Genomic DNA, 16,137 nt, shown 5'->3' on the forward strand with positions numbered 1-16,137 from the left:
TTCCTGTTCCGCTCAGCCGCATGACCCAGGTCCGGGTTTGATGTCGAAGCGATACCATTCGGGGATCGCGCCGGGGTCGCACATTGCGTCCTCCGCGCGATGCAGTTTGCGCGGCAATATGCGAATAGTGCTGGATATATCGACCGGCAGAGCGGATTGCGGTTCCTCGGTATGTGCAGGCTGCTCGATAGGATCATCATCCTTCACTTTCCGGTCCCCTGCCGCGCTGGTGCAACCGGGAATGGAAAGCGGCACGATCAACGCGGCGTGCATCAGCGTCGATATCAGCAGCCATGTGATCCTGGACGAGGATGTTGCACGCCTCTCGCCGCTCGGGTCCAAGCACATCAATATGCTCGGGCGCTACGCCTTTACCATCCCAGACATGGTCGCGCGCGGCGAACTTCGGCCGCTCCGCGATCCCAGCGCCACGGGCATCGACGATCCCTGAAACCACGCCTTATGTAGGTTTTCTGTTCCGTTGCTACTCAACCCCATCGGTCAGCTCGATCGTCGCAAGATCATGGCACGGCACGCCGGCGTTGCCGGTGCTTTCCCCGTGGAGGATGCATATCGCCCTCATGGGCTATTTCAGTAGCAGGGCGTCGGCCCCCTGCCCTTTCAGCAGCTTCACCGCTTTCCTGTCGAACGACACGAAAGTTTCGCCGCCGTGATATCGGCCGTCAAACGCGATCACCCCATCCGCGAAGTCGCCGCCAGCATCGAGGACAGCAAGACCTGCTTCGACAATAGGACGGTTCACCACGACATTGCGCGTGTTCATAAAACGGCGGATCGCGGCGGCCACGTCGGGCCGCGCCGCCTCGTAGCTTCGTTCCATCACCCATGCGAGTTCACAGAGGGAATGGACGCTGATCGCCACGGAATCCGCTTCCTTGAGCGTTTCGATCGCAAGCTTTTGCTGCGCCTCATCGCCGGGAACAACCAAGCGCAGCAGCACATTCGTATCAGCGGTAATCTTCATTTCTTGTCCATGCCGGCCATGCCGGAGGCAGCGCCCGCTTCGGCGATCGCGTCATTGATCTCTTCAATCGACAGCCGCGCGCCATTCGTCTTTCCGGCGAAAAAGTTTCGCAGATCGTCCCAGGAGCCATCGGGTTCATCGGCCTTCAGCTCCGCCTTCCCATCGGGCAGCAGGTCGAGTCTGATCTTGTCACCGGGCCGGATGCCGAGATGCTTCAGAACATCCTTCCGGAAAGTCACCTGGCCCCGCGCAGTTACGCTTAATGTCGTCATGGCTAATACCTCCGTATCGCACGGTAGTAATGCATAATAGCATTATTTTCAAGGTCGAAATCCCGATAGCCAAAATGACTAAGCTACTAATAGACTAAGCGACTAAGTTGTTAAACGCCTGCCGCTGGCGCGGCACCGTGGCTCTAGGACGTAGACTCATTACGCGGCACACCAGATGCGGGCACAGATGAGTTTGACGGCGGCGAGATAGTTCTCGGGGCACTTGTCGTAGCGAGTTGCGATGCCTCGGAAGTGCTTGATGCGGTTGAAGAAGCGCTCAACGAGGTTGCGCTGCCGGTAGAGCCAGCCCGAGAAGGCAAAGCGCTGCTTGCGGTTGGAGCGCGACGGGATGTTGGCCCAGGCATTCTTGCTGGCAGCGGCTTCTCGGATGGTGTTGCTGTCGTAGCCCTTATCGGCAAGCAGCGTGGCGCCCTCGGGCATCGCATCAAGCAGGGCTTCGGCTTCCTGGCTGTCGTGGACCTGACCGCCAGTCAGGCGCAGGGCGACGGGACGACCGTCAGCGTCAACGAGGGCATGGATCTTGCTCGTGAGGCCGCCTCGGGAACGTCCCATGCCGCGATCATCGGGTCCCCCTCACATGGGGATTTCCGAGTCAAGCGCCTGTGCGGGTGTGGCATTGGCAATCTCCCGGTTGTTGGATCCATGGTCTGAGCCTGCTGCAACAAGCGCCCCGTGTAACCGGTCCGCTCTAACCTCACATCCGGTCGCCGCTCGTGACGGCCGCACCACAATCCCGCTTGCGTCGGGTCTGGCTCAGGAGACGGGACCAACCTTTTTGTCGGCGAGTGAAGCCAAGAGGGGCCGACGGTCCGTCCACCTGGATCCGGCAGGGACGCTGCCCTGCGGGATTCGTATCGGGTAAGCCGCTCAAGCCCCCTTCAGTAGCGCGCCCTTCGGCACGACGCCGGCCGAGCTGAACTGCCACAGCGCGATCAGCAGCTTGCGAGCGAGCGCCACGATCATCACGCGCCGCACCCGGCCGCCGTTCGCCTGCACTCGTTCCGCGTACCAGCGGCTCAGCTCCGACTCCGGCTGATGCCGCAACCACAGCCAGGCGACCTGGATCATGGTGGCGCGCAGCCGCTTGTTGCCGGCCTTGGACACGCCCTGCTCGCGGTCCATGGCACCGCTCTGCCACGGCGATGGCGCCAGGCCCGCATAGCAGGCGACCTGCCGCCGGTTGCTGAAGCTGCGGAAGAACGCCTCCGCGTGCAGCACACCGGCGAACTCGGCGCCGATGCCGCGAAGCTGGAGAAGTCGGGCGCTGGCCGGCTCTGCCGCTTCGTCTGTTGTCGTCTCCAGCAGGGCATCCCGTTCGCGCTCGACCTCCTTGATCTGGCGCATGACCAGCTCCAGCCGGTCCAACTCGCGCTCGATCTCGCGCTTCACATGGCAAGGCAGCGGTCGGCCATCGCCGGTGCTCAACTCCTTCAGCCGTGCCCGCCGGTTGGTGCGCAGCGGCTCGTAGTCGCCGACTCCTTGCGCGAACAGCAGCCCCTTGATCCGGTTGATGTGCCGGATGCGCTCGACCACCAGCGAGCGCCGCTCGCGGCAGATGCGTCGGCGGTCCTCGTCCTCGACGCTCGGCACCGTCACCATCGCGCAGACCCGCGGCTCTCCGCGCTTGTAGGCCAGCAAAGTGCGCACCAGGGCCTCGCCGTCCAGCTTGTCCGTCTTCGCGCGCCGGCTGCGCCGCGAGGCCGCGATCGAGGCGGCATCGACGACGTGACTCTCGATGCCCTCGCGCACGAGGCAGCGGTGAATCCAGAAGCCGTCCAGCCCGGCCTCCTGAATGGCGACCAGCGGGTACTGCTGGCCCGTCCGTTCCCGCGTCTTCGCTTGCAATTGCGCGAACCGCTCCAGCAGCCCCGGCACGTCGCCGCCCTTCACCTGATGGCGCGAGATGCGCTCGCCGCAACCGGGCGACAGCGACGTCACCAGCCAGGTGGAACGGCTCAGCTCCAGCGACACGAAGATTGCGTTCAGCTGCGTGCTGACGGCAGTATGGGACGAAGTGGACATGGGCAACCTCCTCACGACAAAACGGGAAGGTCAGTCTGCCTCAATCGGCGCCAGCCCGCGCCCATGGGATCTTTTTGCCCGTCGCACCGTGCTGGTGGACGCGGACGCAGGTGGAATCGATCATCACGATCTCGCCTTCGAAAGCGGCGGAAACCGCAGCCAGAAGCCGGTCCCACACTCCGGCTTTGCGCCAGCGGACAAACCGGTTGTAGCAGGTGGTCGAGGGACCGTAGCGCTCTGGTATCTCTGCCCATGGCGAGCCTGTCCGGAACCGCCAAAGAATACCGTTCAGCACTCGCCGGTCATCGACGCGGGGAACGCCGCGCGGCTTGTTCGGCAGCAACGGCTCAATGATCGACCATTCCCAATCCGTCAGTTCGTAGCGTCGCCGTGTCATCCAAAGCTCCTTCCTGAAGCCTTGAATCAATCCGGCAGCCTTCCCGCAAGCCAGTTTATGAGTTTGCGCCCTAGTCGCTCGCGCTCCCCAAGCCCGCAAGCGGTCTTGTAGGGGTATACTGTGAGGACCGCGCGCAGATGGCTGGAGCTGGCCGGAGCGCCGCTTTGCCCGATCGAGGATCATGGGGTCATGGCGCATGAACTGCTGGACGACGACGAGAGTGAGAAGGAAAACTAAGCCACTAACCTGCTAAGCGGCATGACTTGCCTACTAAGCGACTAGGCGATATAAGCCGCATAGTCGCTTAGTAGGAGCCGTCATGCAAACTTGGGCCATCATCGCGCAGAAGGGCGGGCAGTCGAAAACGACCATCGCCACCGCCTTCGCCGTCGAGGCCGCCTGCGAAGGGGCGGCCGTTGTGATCCTCGATGCCGACGACCGGCAAGGGTCCGCGCTCTATTGGTCGGAGCGGCGCGATACCGACGATGTGATGGTGAAGGACAGCAGCGTCGCGGGCTTGCCGCTGCACGTCTCGCGTGGGCGCGAGAGCGGCAAACTGGACCTTATCATCATCGACACGCCAGCGAACTCCAAGGACATCGCCATGTTGGCCGCCGAGCAGGCCGATTTCGTGGTGATCCCGGTCGCGCCCAGGGGGCTGGACGTTCATTCGGTTCTCCAGACCGTCAAGCAGGTGCAGCAGGCGGGAACGCCGTTCGCGGTGATCCTAACCCAAGTGCCGCACCAAGGCGGGGAGGGGGCCGAGGCCCGCGCGGGCTTCGCCGCGAAGGGCATCGCCGTGTTCGATTCCGTGCTGCACTTCCGCAAGGACTTCTACAAGGCGACGCCGATCGGCAAGACGGCGGTCGAACTGGAGCCGGACAGCAAGGCGGCGACCGAGTTACGCGCCGCCTATGCGGAGGCTAAGCGACTAAGCGGTTATGCGAATAAGCCACTAAGCGAGGTAGCCTGATGGCCAAGAAATCCTCCGCCCTCGCCGGAATCTTCGATGATCCCGAACCCGAGGCATCGCCCACGCCCGTTCCAGCGCCCGAGCCGGTGCCCCAACCGGAACCCGCAGCCCGATCGCGGCCTAAGCGGGCAGGGGAGGGCGCGCGCGGCGCATCCAGCGCGGCGCCGGCACGGCGCAGCAGTCACCCGGGCAAGAAACCCGTGCTGATCCATATCCCCGAGGATATGCACCGCACCTTGCGGCAATTGAGCGTCGAGGAAGGGGGCGAGCCGCTGACCGTCGTCACCGAGCGGCTGTTGCGGCAATATCTCGTGTCGCGAGGCCATACCCGGTTCGCCCCGTGAACAAGCGCCGCGATCCCAATCCCACGTTTGACCTGTTCATTCCGCTGGTGAACGACCTTCCGCTGAAAGATCAGCGGGAGGTGATGGAGCGGCCGTTTTTCTCGCTCCAGAAGCGCAAGCGCCTCAAGCCGATCGAATATCGCAGCCCTGACGGCGAGGCGTGGGTGAAGGTCGAGGCGATGCCCGCCTATGGCATGGCGACGATATGGGACGCCGATATTCTGATTTGGGCCGCGTCGGTTCTCAACCGGATGAAAGAGCAGGGGGTCAACGACCTGCCCAGGACGCTGACCACGACCACCTACGATCTGTTGCGCGCCATCGGGCGCGGGACGGGCGGGCGCGACTATACCGAGTTGCAGGCGGCGCTGTCGCGTCTGGAGACGACTTCCATCCGCACGTCGCTGCGCGCGCCGAAGCGTCGCACCGAAGCGCAATTCGGGTGGCTGGACGGGTGGAGCCTGGAGGTCGATCCGGCGACCGAACAGCCGCGCGGAATGACCATCACCCTGTCGAACTGGGTCTATGAAGGGATTGTCAGCGAGCGTTCGCTGCTCACCATGCACGCCGATTATTTTCTGCTGACAGGCGGGCTTGAACGGGCGCTGTATCGCATCGCGCGCAAGCATGCCGGCACTCAGCGGGGCGGGTGGATGTGCCGCGTCGAGCTGCTGCGCGAGAAGGCCGGGAGTGACGCCCAGCCCAAGGAGTTCAACCGCATGTTGCGGAAGGTCATCGAAGCCGATCAACTCCCCGAATACACCATGACCATGACCAAGACGGCCGAGGGCGCGCCTGCGGTGCGGTTCGACATGCGCGGTGCAGCCGAGGCGGCCGAGCTGCACGCCAGGTTGGAAGCGGAACGCGAGCGCCACGAGCGCCTCACCGCTGATCGCCGGCGCGCCGAGGAAGTGGACGACCTGATGGACCGCCTGGCGCGCGGCGAGCGACGCTAACTATCGTGGTTTCACACACCGCCGCCCCGGAAACAGGGGCAAGCCGCCCCCGATTTCGGGGCGGCGAGTTGCGAAGGACCAACAAAACAACGAATCAGGCTGCTCCCAAGGGCTATTATCGGGGTTTCACCCACCGTTACCGACTCGAACGCGACTCCCGAGGCGCCTGTCAGACCATCGGGGCATTACCCACCAAAGCGTCGGGGGATCACACACCCCACTATCGGGGGATTACACACCGAATCACGGGGTTTCGCCCACCGGAGAGAATCATAAAGCATTGAAACAACTAGACGAAAACAGAGATTTTTTGGGCTTAACTTACTTAACGATTCATATTTAACAGAAGCCTTTAACGGCTCCAGCTCACCTGCCGCTTGTGGATAACTCTAATTCGAAAGGTGTGTGCCTGCGGCGTAAAAAACAGCACCGCCTCTTGGGGCTTCGCCCCGCCGGCTCGCGGCCTCCGGCCGCCCCGGATCACTAAAGCGATCCTCTTACCCGGCACACTATGGTTTGATTAGACTCGTTTAAACACTGCGCTTCTACCGACAACATTGTGCTAGCGGCACCCTTAAAAATTGGCCTTCCAGAAAAGCCAAGCGGGTAGGGGCGGTGATCAACCAAAGAGCGCAGGACGGGCGGAAACGGCGCCACAGGCGCGATTTCAGGGCCGTCGAGCGTCGTTTCGGACATTTGGCAGCTCAGAGAGGGGGCAAGCTCCTACGGTGCTGTACGGGCTGCCTGGGCAACCGCCGCTCGAATGATGATCCTGGCCATTGATCCGCCGCGCCGATCGCTAACGGTATGGCCATCGCGGTTGCGATCCAGGGCGCGACCACAGCAGGCGGGCCGCTGCAATACCAGGGGTCACTACACGAAAGTGCATTTCATGTACGCTAAGGAAGAACGGATCGGCAACATCATGTTGGGGGACCATGAGGAAGTGTGGGGATCGGTAGCGAAGTAGGCTTCGGGGCGCTATGCAGGGCTGGTGGCTCGGCCTTCGACATGGGCCCAAGCTGCGACATTAGACGCGCCCGGTATCGTACAGGTGAAGGTCTGGCTGTTGGGGATCAGCCCGATGGTGTGGCGACGAGTTCAGATCTTGGACAGCTGCACCTTGCGCGAGTTGCACGGCGTGATCCAAGTGGCGATGGGATGGGAAGGCATTCATCTCTACCAGTTCCGTCTGCGCTCCCGGTGTTATGGCTCGTGGGAACTGTCCGCTTCCTCGGCAGACGTGACGCTGGCATCGCTGAAACTGCGCAAGGGCACCCGATTCACGTACGACTATGATCTGAACCTCCCGTGGCGGCACGAGGTCAGGATCGAGGAAAACCGCCTGGATAGGCTGCCAGGCAAGATATACCCGACCTGCGCGGCAGGCGATGGTGCCTGCCCGCCGGAGGATTGCGGCGGGCCCCAGGGCTATCTGGCCGGCCTGGATGATGCATCGTCATGGGAGGCCTTCGAAGACCTGCAGACCATAGCCGAGATCCTGAACGAAGCGGTTTTGGAAAACCGGCCGCAAGTGCTGAACGATCAGGACACGCGCTGGCGACTGGAGGTCGCTGTCGAGCGTAGCAAAGCCCGCGAAGATGCGCGCGGCAGGGCGTTCGTGCGCCGCACGGTAAACGCTCGGCTCCGAAAAGGCGATCATCTGGCGCTTATGCACCAGCAGTGCTGACCTGCTCAGCGCGGCGCCGGGCGAGGAGATCGGCGGCGAGCAGCGCGGCATCGTCGCCGCGCTGCTGCTGGATGCTAGTTACCAAAGTGTGTGCCGCGGGATCGGTGAGCTGATCGAACCGGCGCTGCAGCGTGGCCGCGGTTGTCTCGGCATAATGTCGGGTGGTCGTGATGCTTTCATGACCGAGAAAGCGTTGCAAGTCGGTAATGTCCATGCCGAGCGCCAGCAGGCGGGTGGCGACAGTGTGGCGCAGCAGATGCGGATAGACGCGCTTGCTGATCCCTGCGGACGTCGCCACGGCACGAACGACCTGACCGACGCGCTGGCGTGTCAGGGTGTAAGGCAAAGGTCCCGATCCCTGCTGCCTGCTGACGAACAGTGGCCCCGCCCGGCGGGTGCCGATATGCAGGCGGAGCAATTGCGCCAGGTCACGCCGGATCGGCACTTCGCGGCGTTTGCCGCCCTTGCCAGGCCGGATCGTGACGACACGCTCTGCTAGGCTGACCTCCTCGACCCTGAGTTGAACCAGCTCCGACGCGCGGGCACCGGTCTCAAGCAGGGTTTGCAACATCAGCCCGGTCTTGCCGTCGCGGGAATAGGCTTGGTCAAGGAAACGCAATTCCTCCTCGACCGTCAACCGGTCGACACCCCCACGGCGCTCGGGCGAAGCGTGCAGTCCCGCCCGCGCCCTGGCAGCTTTAAACACGGCTTTGCTCTGTGCGTAATCGACGCCCTCGCGGACGAGTATGGCGGAAATAGAAGCAGCGGCGCGAGCGATAGCAGTCATGTCTCAGTTTGCACAAGATTATTCGGAGTGCAAACCAATGATGCTTCGAGGCTCCAAATGTGTCAGGATCGGCGGGGTGGCCACCTATTGGGCCACCTAGGTTTTCCACTCCGGTCCTTGTGGAAAGCTCGCTCGTTGTTTCCAGCATCGGAGGTTTTCATGCGTGTCAGCGTCCTGCTCCAGATCACCACCGATGACGGCGCCATGATGACGCCCGAGGAAGTCGCCGTGTTCGATAAGACGACCGAGCGCGCCGAGGACATCGGTCTCCTCCTGGAAGACGGCAAGGCGTTGCTTGCCGCCGTCCAGCGCCGAATAGTCGAGACTCAGGTCGATGCATGGGCCTGCCGGCAAGCGCCAACAAATGCAGTGGACCAGGCGCGGCGCTCACCTGCTCCTGCAAACGCGTACCCGTGCCCTCGACGGCACGCTACGGCCCCTGTTCGAGAGATGGTATCCGGGCCTGGCCAACGACAATTACGGCGACACCGCCTCCAAGCAGGCTGCCGCAGCGTGAATGCTCACACTTCCTCATGGTCCCTCATGTTGGGCGACCGTGCGGGAAGGGGGCGAAATCCTACGCTAAGCCTCGATGAATTATTCGGACAGGGATTCACGGCAGGACGGGCGTAGGCGTCGAAAGTACGCCAGACAACGCCAAGAGAGAACATCCGCGACCGTTTAAACGCTGTCAGGCGGGATCGAACCTGCCTGCGAACTCGCGATCGGCATAGTAGCCCAGCTTGGCGGCGACGATCGGCCGTTGCCTCGCAAGGAACAGGATCTGCAAATCCTCGCGCAGCGTGCGGACCTCATCGGGCATGAGCAGAGGGGCCGACATGCTGCGCGCCGGCGTTGGACAGGAAGGTGTCGGCGCGGGGCTCGTATAGCGCGCGGAGCTGGTGGACGTCTTGCAGGATCGGCCAGAGATGGATGCCGTAACCGGCCATCAGGCCCATGGCGCGCTCGACAGGTTCGAGACGGCCCAATGCTGCGAACTCGTCGAGCAGGAACAGCACAGCCCGCTCCGACGTGGCCAGCGCGCGGGCCAGTTCGGTCAATCCTTGCGCGAGCATCAGGCGCAGCCAGCGGGCATAGGTAGCGAGCCGGTCGGGCGGCAGCACCAGGTAGACGGTGGTGGCGCGCGCCTTCACATCGCCGAACGTAAAATCCGAGCGTCCCAGCACCGCCGTCATGTGCGGGCTGTCGAGAAAATGGGTATGGCGCTGCGCGGCCGACAGTACGCCGGCGGCTTCGCGATCGGACTTGCCAAGGTAGCGTTTGGCGGCGCGGGCGGCTAGGCCACCCTGCGCCTGCCATATCGGCGAGCTGGGCGGCGAAGGCTTGCGGCGCGAGGGTGAGACGGTCGCGCAGGGTGGTGACGATCGAGAGGATGATGCCCGAGATCAGCGCCCTGGCTTCCTCGTTCCAGTGCGCTTCCCCCGCTTCGCCGGGTGCGTCGTAGACCAGCGCGTCGGCCAGCGTCATGCAGTCGTCGGCGAGATCGAGGCCGGCAGGGTCGATGCGATCGAGCGGGTTGAATGCGGCCGAGCCGATGCCCGTCACCCTAAAGGGATCGAGGACATGGACCGGGCCGAACCTGGCGCGGTGGCGGGCGGTGATGCGGGCGTTCTCGCCCTTGGGGTCGATGCAGACGACCGGGCCGGGATAGTCGAGCAGGTTGGGGATGATCGTGCCCACGCCCTTGCCGGTGCGCGTCGACGCGATCGAGAGCAGATGGGCGGGGCCGGTGTAGCGCAGCGGCTTGCCTGACTTGCGATCACGGCCGATCAGCAGGCTGTCGCCGCCCTGGACGAATGGCCGCGTCTCGCGATCGGTGGCGAATCGGGCCGAGCCGTGGGTGTCGTCGCCGGCGGGGCCTCCGTAGCGCAGGATCAGGGGCTGGAAGAGGGCGCGCAAGCCGATGAGGAGGATGACGAGGGCCGTCAGCATCATGACGATCTGGTAGATATGGGAATCGCGCGCCAGGCCGAGCAGCGCGTGCAGCGCGAACTGCATCCCGCCAGCGAGCACGATGCCGACGATCAGGACAGGATCGCGACGCGGAACAGGTGGCGGACGAGCACGATCGAGCTGAGGGTCAGCGCCGTGATCGCCCAGATCGGATTCTGGCGCGATAGGCGGGCGAGGTTGCGGATCGCGCGGCCGAGCTGGCGGAGCCATTCCATTGCCGATCACCTTTCCGCCGCAATCGCCAGCGCGGGATCGGCGTAGGGATGGCCGAGCAGCTTGAAGACGATCGCGGTGGCGAGGGCAGGGGGCACGGCTTCCTCGCGCAGCATGTCAAACAGGGCTCCTCATCGGGCGTGAGCGCCATGCCTTCGATCGCGAGGTTGGCGCGCGAGTCTGCATCGTCTTCGCGCCACATCGCGATTTCGGCCGCCGTGCCGCGCGTGAAATCAAGCGTGCGGACCCAGGCGCGGATTTCTTCGACATCGAGCCTGGTCATGGTGTTTCACTCCCTTCGGTTTCCGCGTCGAAAGCGCGTTTGCCGCGCCGCTTCCACAGCGCCAGGACATTGCCGGCATCGTCGCCCTGGGCGCGGGCGACCAGTTCGAGCATTGCGCCATAAAGGGTGGCGCGATCATCGTCGGCGAGATCGACGAGGCCGGCTTTCTGGACGAGGCCGCCCAGCTCGATCAGGTGGCGGGTGCGTTCCCGGCGTTGCACGACCCATCCCCTCGTATCGGTGCGACGCTGCCCGGCCTCAGCCCTGCGAACCGCCTGTTGAAGTTTCGCCGCTTGCCGATCCGCCGAAACGAGGGCGGAGCGTAGTCTTGCGCCGCCCGCCCTGAAAGAAGGCGGCGCCTTTCGCGCGCCACGCCTCCTTTTCTTCCGCGGTTGCCTGTTCCACGGCGGCGAGCAACGCACCGGCCAGCACATCGGGATCGAGCGCATCGGCCCCTGTGGACGCGACGAGTTCGCCGAGCTGCTGTATCTTCCTGGCCTTCAACGTCCTGGCCTTGTCGCCGAGCGCTTTCAGCTCCGCGTCATAGTCCCGCACCTTGCGCATCATCTTCTCCCTCGCGCCTACAGCAGAAGCCGCCGCGTAGCACAGCATGCGTGTGACAAAACTGGACGGATCAGAAAATGCGGTGAAGTCAATCATGCGAACGGCAGAGAGTTTGAGTGCGCGCTTATACGTCGTTGCCGACATGCGCTGAGTAGGGCAGTGTGCGGAGCGTCATGGCGATCTACCATTTCTCCGCCAAGGTCATCAGCCGCGCCAACGGATCGAGCGCGGTTGCATCAGCCGCCTACCGTTCAGCGTCCGAGCTGCACGATGACCGGCTTGGACGCGATCACGATTTCAGCAACAAGGCGGGCGTCGTCCATTCGGAAGTGATGTTGCCGGGGCGCGCACCGGGGCGTTTAAATGATCGTTCGACCTTGTGGAACGAGGTGGAGGCAGGGGAAAAGCGCAAGGACGCGCAGCTTGCCCGTGAGATCGAGTTCGCGATTCCGCGCGAAATGAACCAGGCGCAGGGCGTGCAGCTCGCCCGCGATTTCGTCGAGAAGCAGTTCGTCGAACGCGGCATGGTCGCGGACCTCAATGTGCATTGGGACAGGGGCAAGGACGGCGAACCCAAGCCGCACGCGCATGTCATGCTGTCGATGCGCGAGGTTGGCGCGCAAGGGTTCGGGCAGAAGGTGCGCGACTGGAACAGCAACGCGTTGTTGCAGGAATGGCGGGTCGCGTGGGCGGATCATGTCAACGCGCGTCTGGCCGAACTGGATATCGATGCACATATCGATCATCGCACGTTGGAGGCGCAGGGCATCGACCTTGAGCCGCAGCACAAGATCGGGCCGGCAGGATCGCGCCGGTTCGGTCGGGGCGAGGATGCCGAGCGGGTTGAGGACCATGCTCGGATTGCGCGCGAGAATGGCGAGAAGATCATCGCCAGGCCGCAGATCGCGCTCGACGCGATCACGCGCCAACAGGCCACGTTCACGCGGCGCGACCTGGCGCAGTTCGCGTTCCGGCACAGCGACGGCAAGGACCAGTTCGACCAGGTGATGGGGGCGGTACGCGCCAGCTCCGAGCTGGTCGCATTGGGGAAGGACGGGCGCGGCGAGGATCGGTTCACTTCGCGCGACATGATCGAGACCGAGCAAAGGCTTGAACGTGCCGCCGATCGGCTTGCTGACAGGGCGGGGCATGGTCTCCCGGCGGCGACCCCTGGCAAGGGGCGCGCCGCCGGGAGTGGGGGCCTCGTGCTCGGGGCAGAGCAGCAGGCCGCACTGGACCATATAGCTGGTGACAGAGGGCTTTCAATCGTCATCGGCTATGCCGGCACCGGCAAGTCGGCCATGCTGGGCGTCGCCCGCGACGAATGGGAGCGCGCCGGTCACATCGTGCGCGGTGCGGCGTTGTCGGGAATCGCGGCGGAGAATCTGGAAGGCGGCTCTGCTATCCCCTCGCGGACGATCGCCAGCCTTGAGTATCAGTGGGAACAGGGCCGCGAGCTGCCGGGGCCGCGTGACGTGCTGGTGATCGACGAAGCGGGCATGATCGGCACGCGGCAGATGGAGCGGGTGTTGTCGCGCGCCGAACAGGCGGGGGCGAAGGTTGTGCTGGTCGGCGATCCCGAGCAGTTGCAGGCGATCGAGGCTGGTGCGGCGTTCCGCGCGCTCGCCGAGCGCCACGGTGCGGCCGAGATCACCACGATACGCCGGCAGCATGCGGACTGGCAGCGCGCCGCGACCCGGGCGCTGGCGACGGGCCGTACCGGCGAGGCGGTCCATGCCTATGAAGCCCATGGCATGGTGCAGGTGGCTGAGACGCGCGAGATCGCGCGCGCTGACCTTGTGGACCGCTGGGACGCGCAGCGCAGCGCCGACCCCGATCAGACCCGGATCATCCTCACCCACACCAATGCCGAGGTCCGCGACCTGAACCTGGCCGCGCGCGATCGGATGCGGGCCAGCGGCGAGCTGGGCGAGGACGTGCGCGTGTCGGCCGAGCGGGGATTGCGCGCGTTCGCGAGCGGCGACCGCATCATGTTCCTCAAGAACGAGCGCGGGCTAGGGGTGAAGAACGGCACGCTGGGGAAGGTCGAGCGCGTATCGCCCGATAGCATTGCGGTGCGGCTCGATGACGGGCGATCGATCGCGTTCGACCTGAAAGACTATGCCCATGTCGATCATGGCTATGCCGCCACCATTCACAAATCGCAAGGTGTAACGGTCGATCGGGCGCATGTGCTGGCGACACCGGGGATGGACCGCCACGCTGCCTATGTCGGGTTGTCGCGGCATCGTGATGGGGTGCAGCTCCATTACGGCCGCGACGACTTCGCCGACCAAACGAAGCTCGTCCGCACGCTGGGGCGCGAGCGGGCGAAGGATATGGCGTCGGATTATCCAATGGTTCGGGACCGCGACGCCGAGGCCCGTGCCTTTGCCGATCGGCGCGGCCTGGCGGGCGAGATCCGCTTGGGCGAAACGCTCCGCACGCCGCGGCGTGGCATGTTCGACGGATTGAAGCTGCCGACCGAGCTGGCGAAGGGCACGGAACGCCCGCCCGCGCGTGCCGATCGGGTTGAGGATCGTGCGTTCGCGCGGGCGCTTGAGCGCACGTCGCGTTCAGCCGAGGCGGTGTTGCAGGCGCGTGCATCGGGCAGGCCGGTGCTGGAGCATCAGAAGGTCGCGCTCGAGCGCGCGACCCAGGCGCTCGACAGGATCAGGCCGGGAGCCACGCGCGACCTGTCGGCGGCGATGCAGCGCGATCGCGCCTTGCTGTTCGAAGCGGCGGCGGGGCGCAGCGGCCCGCTGCTCGATGCGATGGCGCAGGAAGCGCGCATGCGTGCCGATCCTGCCTTGCGCGCGGATCGGTTCGTGGAGCGCTGGCGACAGCTCTCCCAGGATCGCGAACGGCTTTATCGCGCCGACGACATGGCGGGCCGCGAGAAGGCGGGCAAGGAAATGGCCGGCATGGCGAAAAGCCTTGAACGCGACCCCCAGGTGGAATCGATCCTGCGCGGACGCACCCGTGAACTGGGGCTTGAGATCGGCATGAACCGCGCGCGCGTCATGGGCGGCGGCGAGCTTGGTCGCCAGTTGGCGCACGAGCTTGGGATCGACCGTGATCGCGGCCTCGGCCGGTAGGAGAGGATGATGGACGAGTATCGCGACAAGGCCGATGCGGGCGACGATCCGGCGCTGGCGTTCGAGCGGTTGCGCGGTGAGGTGGCGCTGTTGCGCCATGCGGTCGAGGGGATGACCGCCGCGCGCGAGGCCATTGATATTCCCGACTATGAGCCGACGCTCGAGCGCACCGAAAAGGTGCTGGGCCTGTTGGTGCGGCAGATCGACGCGGTTCGGAACAGTCCCGCCATGACCCTCACCCCGGAAAATATGGGAGGCCGTTTAAACGCTTCTGTCGCCGATGCGGCCCGCGAATTACAGCACCAGGTCCAATCGGCGAAATCGACGATGGCAGCGGCCACCCACGACTTGCAGGACATGGTCGCGTCCGCGCGGCGGAAAGACGAGCAAAATCGCTGGCTGTCTATCGCCGCCGCCAGCAGCCTGGTGGCAGGGCTGGTGCTCTGCGCGCTGATGGCGGGACCGATCGCGCGCCTCGCGCCGGCACACTGGCTGTGGCCTGAGCGCATGGCCGCCCGTATCGTCAACGAACCGACCCCGTGGGATGCCGGCGCCTATCTGATGGCGCGCGCGTCACCGCCAAGCTGGGAAGCGATCGTCGCGGCGGCGAACCTGGTCAAACATAATCGCGAAACAATCGAAACCTGCCGCGAAGCCGCCGCCAAGGCGAAAAAGACCGTCCGCTGTACGATCGATTTTGAATACTTGCCTTAACAAGCGCACGCGGCAATATCGGCTGCGGATCTGCCCGTGGTGAGCATAGTAAACTCCACAGTACTCGACTCCCATTCAAAAGCCGAGTCGGATCAAGGGTTTGGGCGATAAGTTCGGCGATAGGAGCCGGGCGATGAGGTTGCTTGCTTGCTCGGGCAGGTCGCGGGCGAAGATTTTTCTTAATATGGCCAGGCCGAGCGCGAAGATCGAGACGGCTTGGCGGCCGTGTTTTTTGACCGGGATCGGCCGGATTTGATGGGCCGCCGCGCCGGCTTTGGCGGCGAGGGCGGCGGCGATGGTCATGATGACGAGCAGCGTTTCGAGTTTATCCGGATCGGTGATGTGGGTGGCTTCCAGATCGAAGCCACGGGTCTTGAGATTGGCGAACAGCGTCTCGATTTTCCAGCGCGCGCGATAGCGGGCAAGCGCCAGGCCGGGCCGGCCATTGGTCGCCAGCGCCAGAAGCTCGCCGGTTTTGAGCCGCATGATGACGAGCCGCACACGCGGACCCGATGCCTGGCCGCCCGAACCGAGGCGGCAGAACCCCTTGAGTTTTGTGTGCTCGCCGCGTTTCAGGTTTTGCGCGATACGCTCGATGGGCCATGTTTCATGGCCGTCGCGGACGACATGCTGGTTCTCCTTAAGGCGCAGAACAAACGGGATTTTCTGCCTTTCCAGCCAGGCCATCCAGACATTGCCGACAAACTCCCTGTCGCCGGTCAGCGCGGCGATTTTCATGTCGGGAAAGATCGCCTTGAGCCGCCCGAGAAGGTCGATCCGCTCGGCGCTCGACGAGTTCCCCGCCGTATCGCTCCGGTGAGGGCCGCCTTGCGGTGATTGGCTG

At 64.4% G+C, this 16,137-nt stretch carries 16 protein-coding genes and 7 pseudogenes; 9 read left to right on the forward strand and 14 right to left on the reverse strand.

Annotated features, from left to right (window positions below):
• Window positions 1-12: 12 nt before the first annotated feature.
• Entirely contained in the window at window positions 13-207 is a 195-nt protein-coding gene (locus tag ACFFJC_RS20140) for a hypothetical protein (RefSeq protein ID WP_379489155.1), read from the reverse strand.
• A 34-nt stretch (window positions 208-241) separates the two neighbouring features.
• On the opposite strand from ACFFJC_RS20140, the gene ACFFJC_RS20145 reads away from it, so the two are divergent.
• Entirely contained in the window at window positions 242-451 is a 210-nt protein-coding gene (locus tag ACFFJC_RS20145; protein ID WP_379489161.1) for a hypothetical protein, read from the forward strand.
• 45 nt (window positions 452-496) lie between these two features.
• On the opposite strand, the pseudogene ACFFJC_RS20150 reads toward ACFFJC_RS20145, so the two are convergent.
• The 6 genes and pseudogenes from ACFFJC_RS20150 to ACFFJC_RS20175 all read right to left on the reverse strand — a co-directional run.
• Window positions 497-583, reverse strand: a pseudogene (locus ACFFJC_RS20150) (histidine phosphatase family protein); the annotation flags it as partial.
• Window positions 584-586: 3 nt separating this feature from the next.
• Entirely contained in the window at window positions 587-985 is a 399-nt protein-coding gene (locus ACFFJC_RS20155) for a type II toxin-antitoxin system VapC family toxin (RefSeq protein WP_169576787.1), read from the reverse strand.
• Window positions 982-1,257, reverse strand: a complete 276-nt coding sequence (locus ACFFJC_RS20160; RefSeq protein ID WP_169576788.1) for an AbrB/MazE/SpoVT family DNA-binding domain-containing protein — start codon at window positions 1,255-1,257, stop codon at window positions 982-984. The genes ACFFJC_RS20155 and ACFFJC_RS20160 overlap by 4 nt, the downstream gene beginning before the upstream one ends.
• A gap of 159 nt (window positions 1,258-1,416) precedes the next feature.
• Window positions 1,417-1,851: pseudogene (locus ACFFJC_RS20165) on the reverse strand (IS5 family transposase); the annotation flags it as partial.
• A 294-nt stretch (window positions 1,852-2,145) separates the two neighbouring features.
• Window positions 2,146-3,300 carry an IS110 family RNA-guided transposase gene (locus ACFFJC_RS20170; protein ID WP_379489156.1) on the reverse strand — a complete coding sequence of 385 codons (1,155 nt, stop codon included), beginning with the start codon at window positions 3,298-3,300 and terminating at the stop codon, window positions 2,146-2,148.
• Window positions 3,301-3,370: 70 nt separating this feature from the next.
• Window positions 3,371-3,697 (reverse strand): annotated as a pseudogene (locus tag ACFFJC_RS20175) (IS5 family transposase); the annotation flags it as partial.
• Between the two features lie 111 nt (window positions 3,698-3,808).
• Here ACFFJC_RS20175 and ACFFJC_RS20180 point away from each other — a divergent pair.
• From ACFFJC_RS20180 to ACFFJC_RS20200, 5 genes and pseudogenes are all read left to right on the forward strand, one after another.
• Window positions 3,809-3,934: pseudogene (locus ACFFJC_RS20180) on the forward strand (transcription elongation protein SprT); the annotation flags it as partial.
• An 82-nt stretch (window positions 3,935-4,016) separates the two neighbouring features.
• Window positions 4,017-4,670, forward strand: coding sequence for a nucleotide-binding protein (locus tag ACFFJC_RS20185; protein WP_169576789.1), 654 nt, complete (start codon window positions 4,017-4,019; stop codon window positions 4,668-4,670).
• The gene (locus ACFFJC_RS20190) at window positions 4,670-5,014 is read left to right on the forward strand and encodes a hypothetical protein (RefSeq protein ID WP_169576790.1); all 345 of its coding nucleotides are present in this window, start codon (window positions 4,670-4,672) and stop codon (window positions 5,012-5,014) included. Before ACFFJC_RS20185 ends, ACFFJC_RS20190 begins: the two co-directional genes overlap by 1 nt.
• Window positions 5,011-5,970, forward strand: a complete 960-nt coding sequence (locus ACFFJC_RS20195; RefSeq protein WP_169576791.1) for a replication initiator protein A — start codon at window positions 5,011-5,013, stop codon at window positions 5,968-5,970. The genes ACFFJC_RS20190 and ACFFJC_RS20195 overlap by 4 nt, the downstream gene beginning before the upstream one ends.
• A 1,054-nt stretch (window positions 5,971-7,024) precedes the next feature.
• Window positions 7,025-7,660, forward strand: coding sequence for an IS1096 element passenger TnpR family protein (locus ACFFJC_RS20200; protein ID WP_206377589.1), 636 nt, complete (start codon window positions 7,025-7,027; stop codon window positions 7,658-7,660).
• Here the strand turns inward: ACFFJC_RS20200 and ACFFJC_RS20205 are convergent.
• A complete protein-coding gene (locus ACFFJC_RS20205) occupies window positions 7,641-8,447 on the reverse strand; it encodes a tyrosine-type recombinase/integrase (protein ID WP_379489157.1) in 807 nt (268 codons plus the stop codon). The genes ACFFJC_RS20200 and ACFFJC_RS20205 overlap by 20 nt on opposite strands.
• Window positions 8,448-8,543: 96 nt before the next feature.
• A complete protein-coding gene (locus ACFFJC_RS20210) occupies window positions 8,544-8,801 on the reverse strand; it encodes a hypothetical protein (protein ID WP_169576793.1) in 258 nt (85 codons plus the stop codon).
• On the opposite strand from ACFFJC_RS20210, the pseudogene ACFFJC_RS20215 reads away from it, so the two are divergent.
• Window positions 8,800-8,964: pseudogene (locus ACFFJC_RS20215) on the forward strand (ISKra4 family transposase); the annotation flags it as partial. The gene ACFFJC_RS20210 and the pseudogene ACFFJC_RS20215 sit on opposite strands and share 2 nt — an antisense overlap.
• A gap of 174 nt (window positions 8,965-9,138) precedes the next feature.
• Here ACFFJC_RS20215 and ACFFJC_RS20220 read toward each other — a convergent pair.
• From ACFFJC_RS20220 to ACFFJC_RS20235, 4 genes and pseudogenes are all read right to left on the reverse strand, one after another.
• Window positions 9,139-10,636: pseudogene (locus ACFFJC_RS20220) on the reverse strand (type IV secretory system conjugative DNA transfer family protein).
• A gap of 6 nt (window positions 10,637-10,642) precedes the next feature.
• Window positions 10,643-10,917, reverse strand: a pseudogene (locus ACFFJC_RS20225) (hypothetical protein).
• Window positions 10,914-11,138: a conjugal transfer protein TraD gene (locus ACFFJC_RS20230; protein ID WP_169576796.1), complete on the reverse strand. Its 225-nt coding sequence runs from the start codon at window positions 11,136-11,138 to the stop codon at window positions 10,914-10,916. The pseudogene ACFFJC_RS20225 and the gene ACFFJC_RS20230 overlap by 4 nt, the downstream one beginning before the upstream one ends.
• Before the next feature lie 37 nt (window positions 11,139-11,175).
• Window positions 11,176-11,481, reverse strand: a complete 306-nt coding sequence (locus ACFFJC_RS20235; protein WP_169576810.1) for a conjugal transfer protein TraD — start codon at window positions 11,479-11,481, stop codon at window positions 11,176-11,178.
• Between the two features lie 173 nt (window positions 11,482-11,654).
• Here ACFFJC_RS20235 and traA point away from each other — a divergent pair, with 173 nt between their 5' ends.
• Complete coding sequence (gene traA / locus ACFFJC_RS20240) at window positions 11,655-14,579, forward strand: Ti-type conjugative transfer relaxase TraA (protein ID WP_379489158.1); 2,925 nt, start codon at window positions 11,655-11,657, stop codon at window positions 14,577-14,579.
• Window positions 14,580-14,585: 6 nt separating this feature from the next.
• On the forward strand, window positions 14,586-15,293 hold the full coding sequence (locus ACFFJC_RS20245; RefSeq protein ID WP_379489159.1) for a DUF6118 family protein: 708 nt from the start codon (window positions 14,586-14,588) through the stop codon (window positions 15,291-15,293).
• Between the two features lie 75 nt (window positions 15,294-15,368).
• Here ACFFJC_RS20245 and ACFFJC_RS20250 read toward each other — a convergent pair.
• Window positions 15,369-16,137 (reverse strand): transposase (locus ACFFJC_RS20250; RefSeq protein WP_379489160.1); only part of this gene is annotated, 769 nt, incomplete at its 5' end.

This window comes from Novosphingobium soli (genome assembly GCF_042432915.1).
GTDB lineage: Bacteria > Pseudomonadota > Alphaproteobacteria > Sphingomonadales > Sphingomonadaceae > Novosphingobium > Novosphingobium soli.

Coding starts and splice junctions, on each gene's coding strand:
- ACFFJC_RS20145 (WP_379489161.1), top strand. CDS start 242: ATGGAAAGCGGCACGATCAACGCGGCGTGCATCAGCGTCGATATCAGC.
- ACFFJC_RS20155 (WP_169576787.1), bottom strand. CDS start 985: ATGAAGATTACCGCTGATACGAATGTGCTGCTGCGCTTGGTTGTTCCC.
- ACFFJC_RS20160 (WP_169576788.1), bottom strand. CDS start 1,257: ATGACGACATTAAGCGTAACTGCGCGGGGCCAGGTGACTTTCCGGAAG.
- ACFFJC_RS20170 (WP_379489156.1), bottom strand. CDS start 3,300: ATGTCCACTTCGTCCCATACTGCCGTCAGCACGCAGCTGAACGCAATC.
- ACFFJC_RS20185 (WP_169576789.1), top strand. CDS start 4,017: ATGCAAACTTGGGCCATCATCGCGCAGAAGGGCGGGCAGTCGAAAACG.
- ACFFJC_RS20190 (WP_169576790.1), top strand. CDS start 4,670: ATGGCCAAGAAATCCTCCGCCCTCGCCGGAATCTTCGATGATCCCGAA.
- ACFFJC_RS20205 (WP_379489157.1), bottom strand. CDS start 8,447: ATGACTGCTATCGCTCGCGCCGCTGCTTCTATTTCCGCCATACTCGTC.
- ACFFJC_RS20235 (WP_169576810.1), bottom strand. CDS start 11,481: ATGCGCAAGGTGCGGGACTATGACGCGGAGCTGAAAGCGCTCGGCGAC.
- traA (WP_379489158.1), top strand. CDS start 11,655: ATGGCGATCTACCATTTCTCCGCCAAGGTCATCAGCCGCGCCAACGGA.
- ACFFJC_RS20245 (WP_379489159.1), top strand. CDS start 14,586: ATGATGGACGAGTATCGCGACAAGGCCGATGCGGGCGACGATCCGGCG.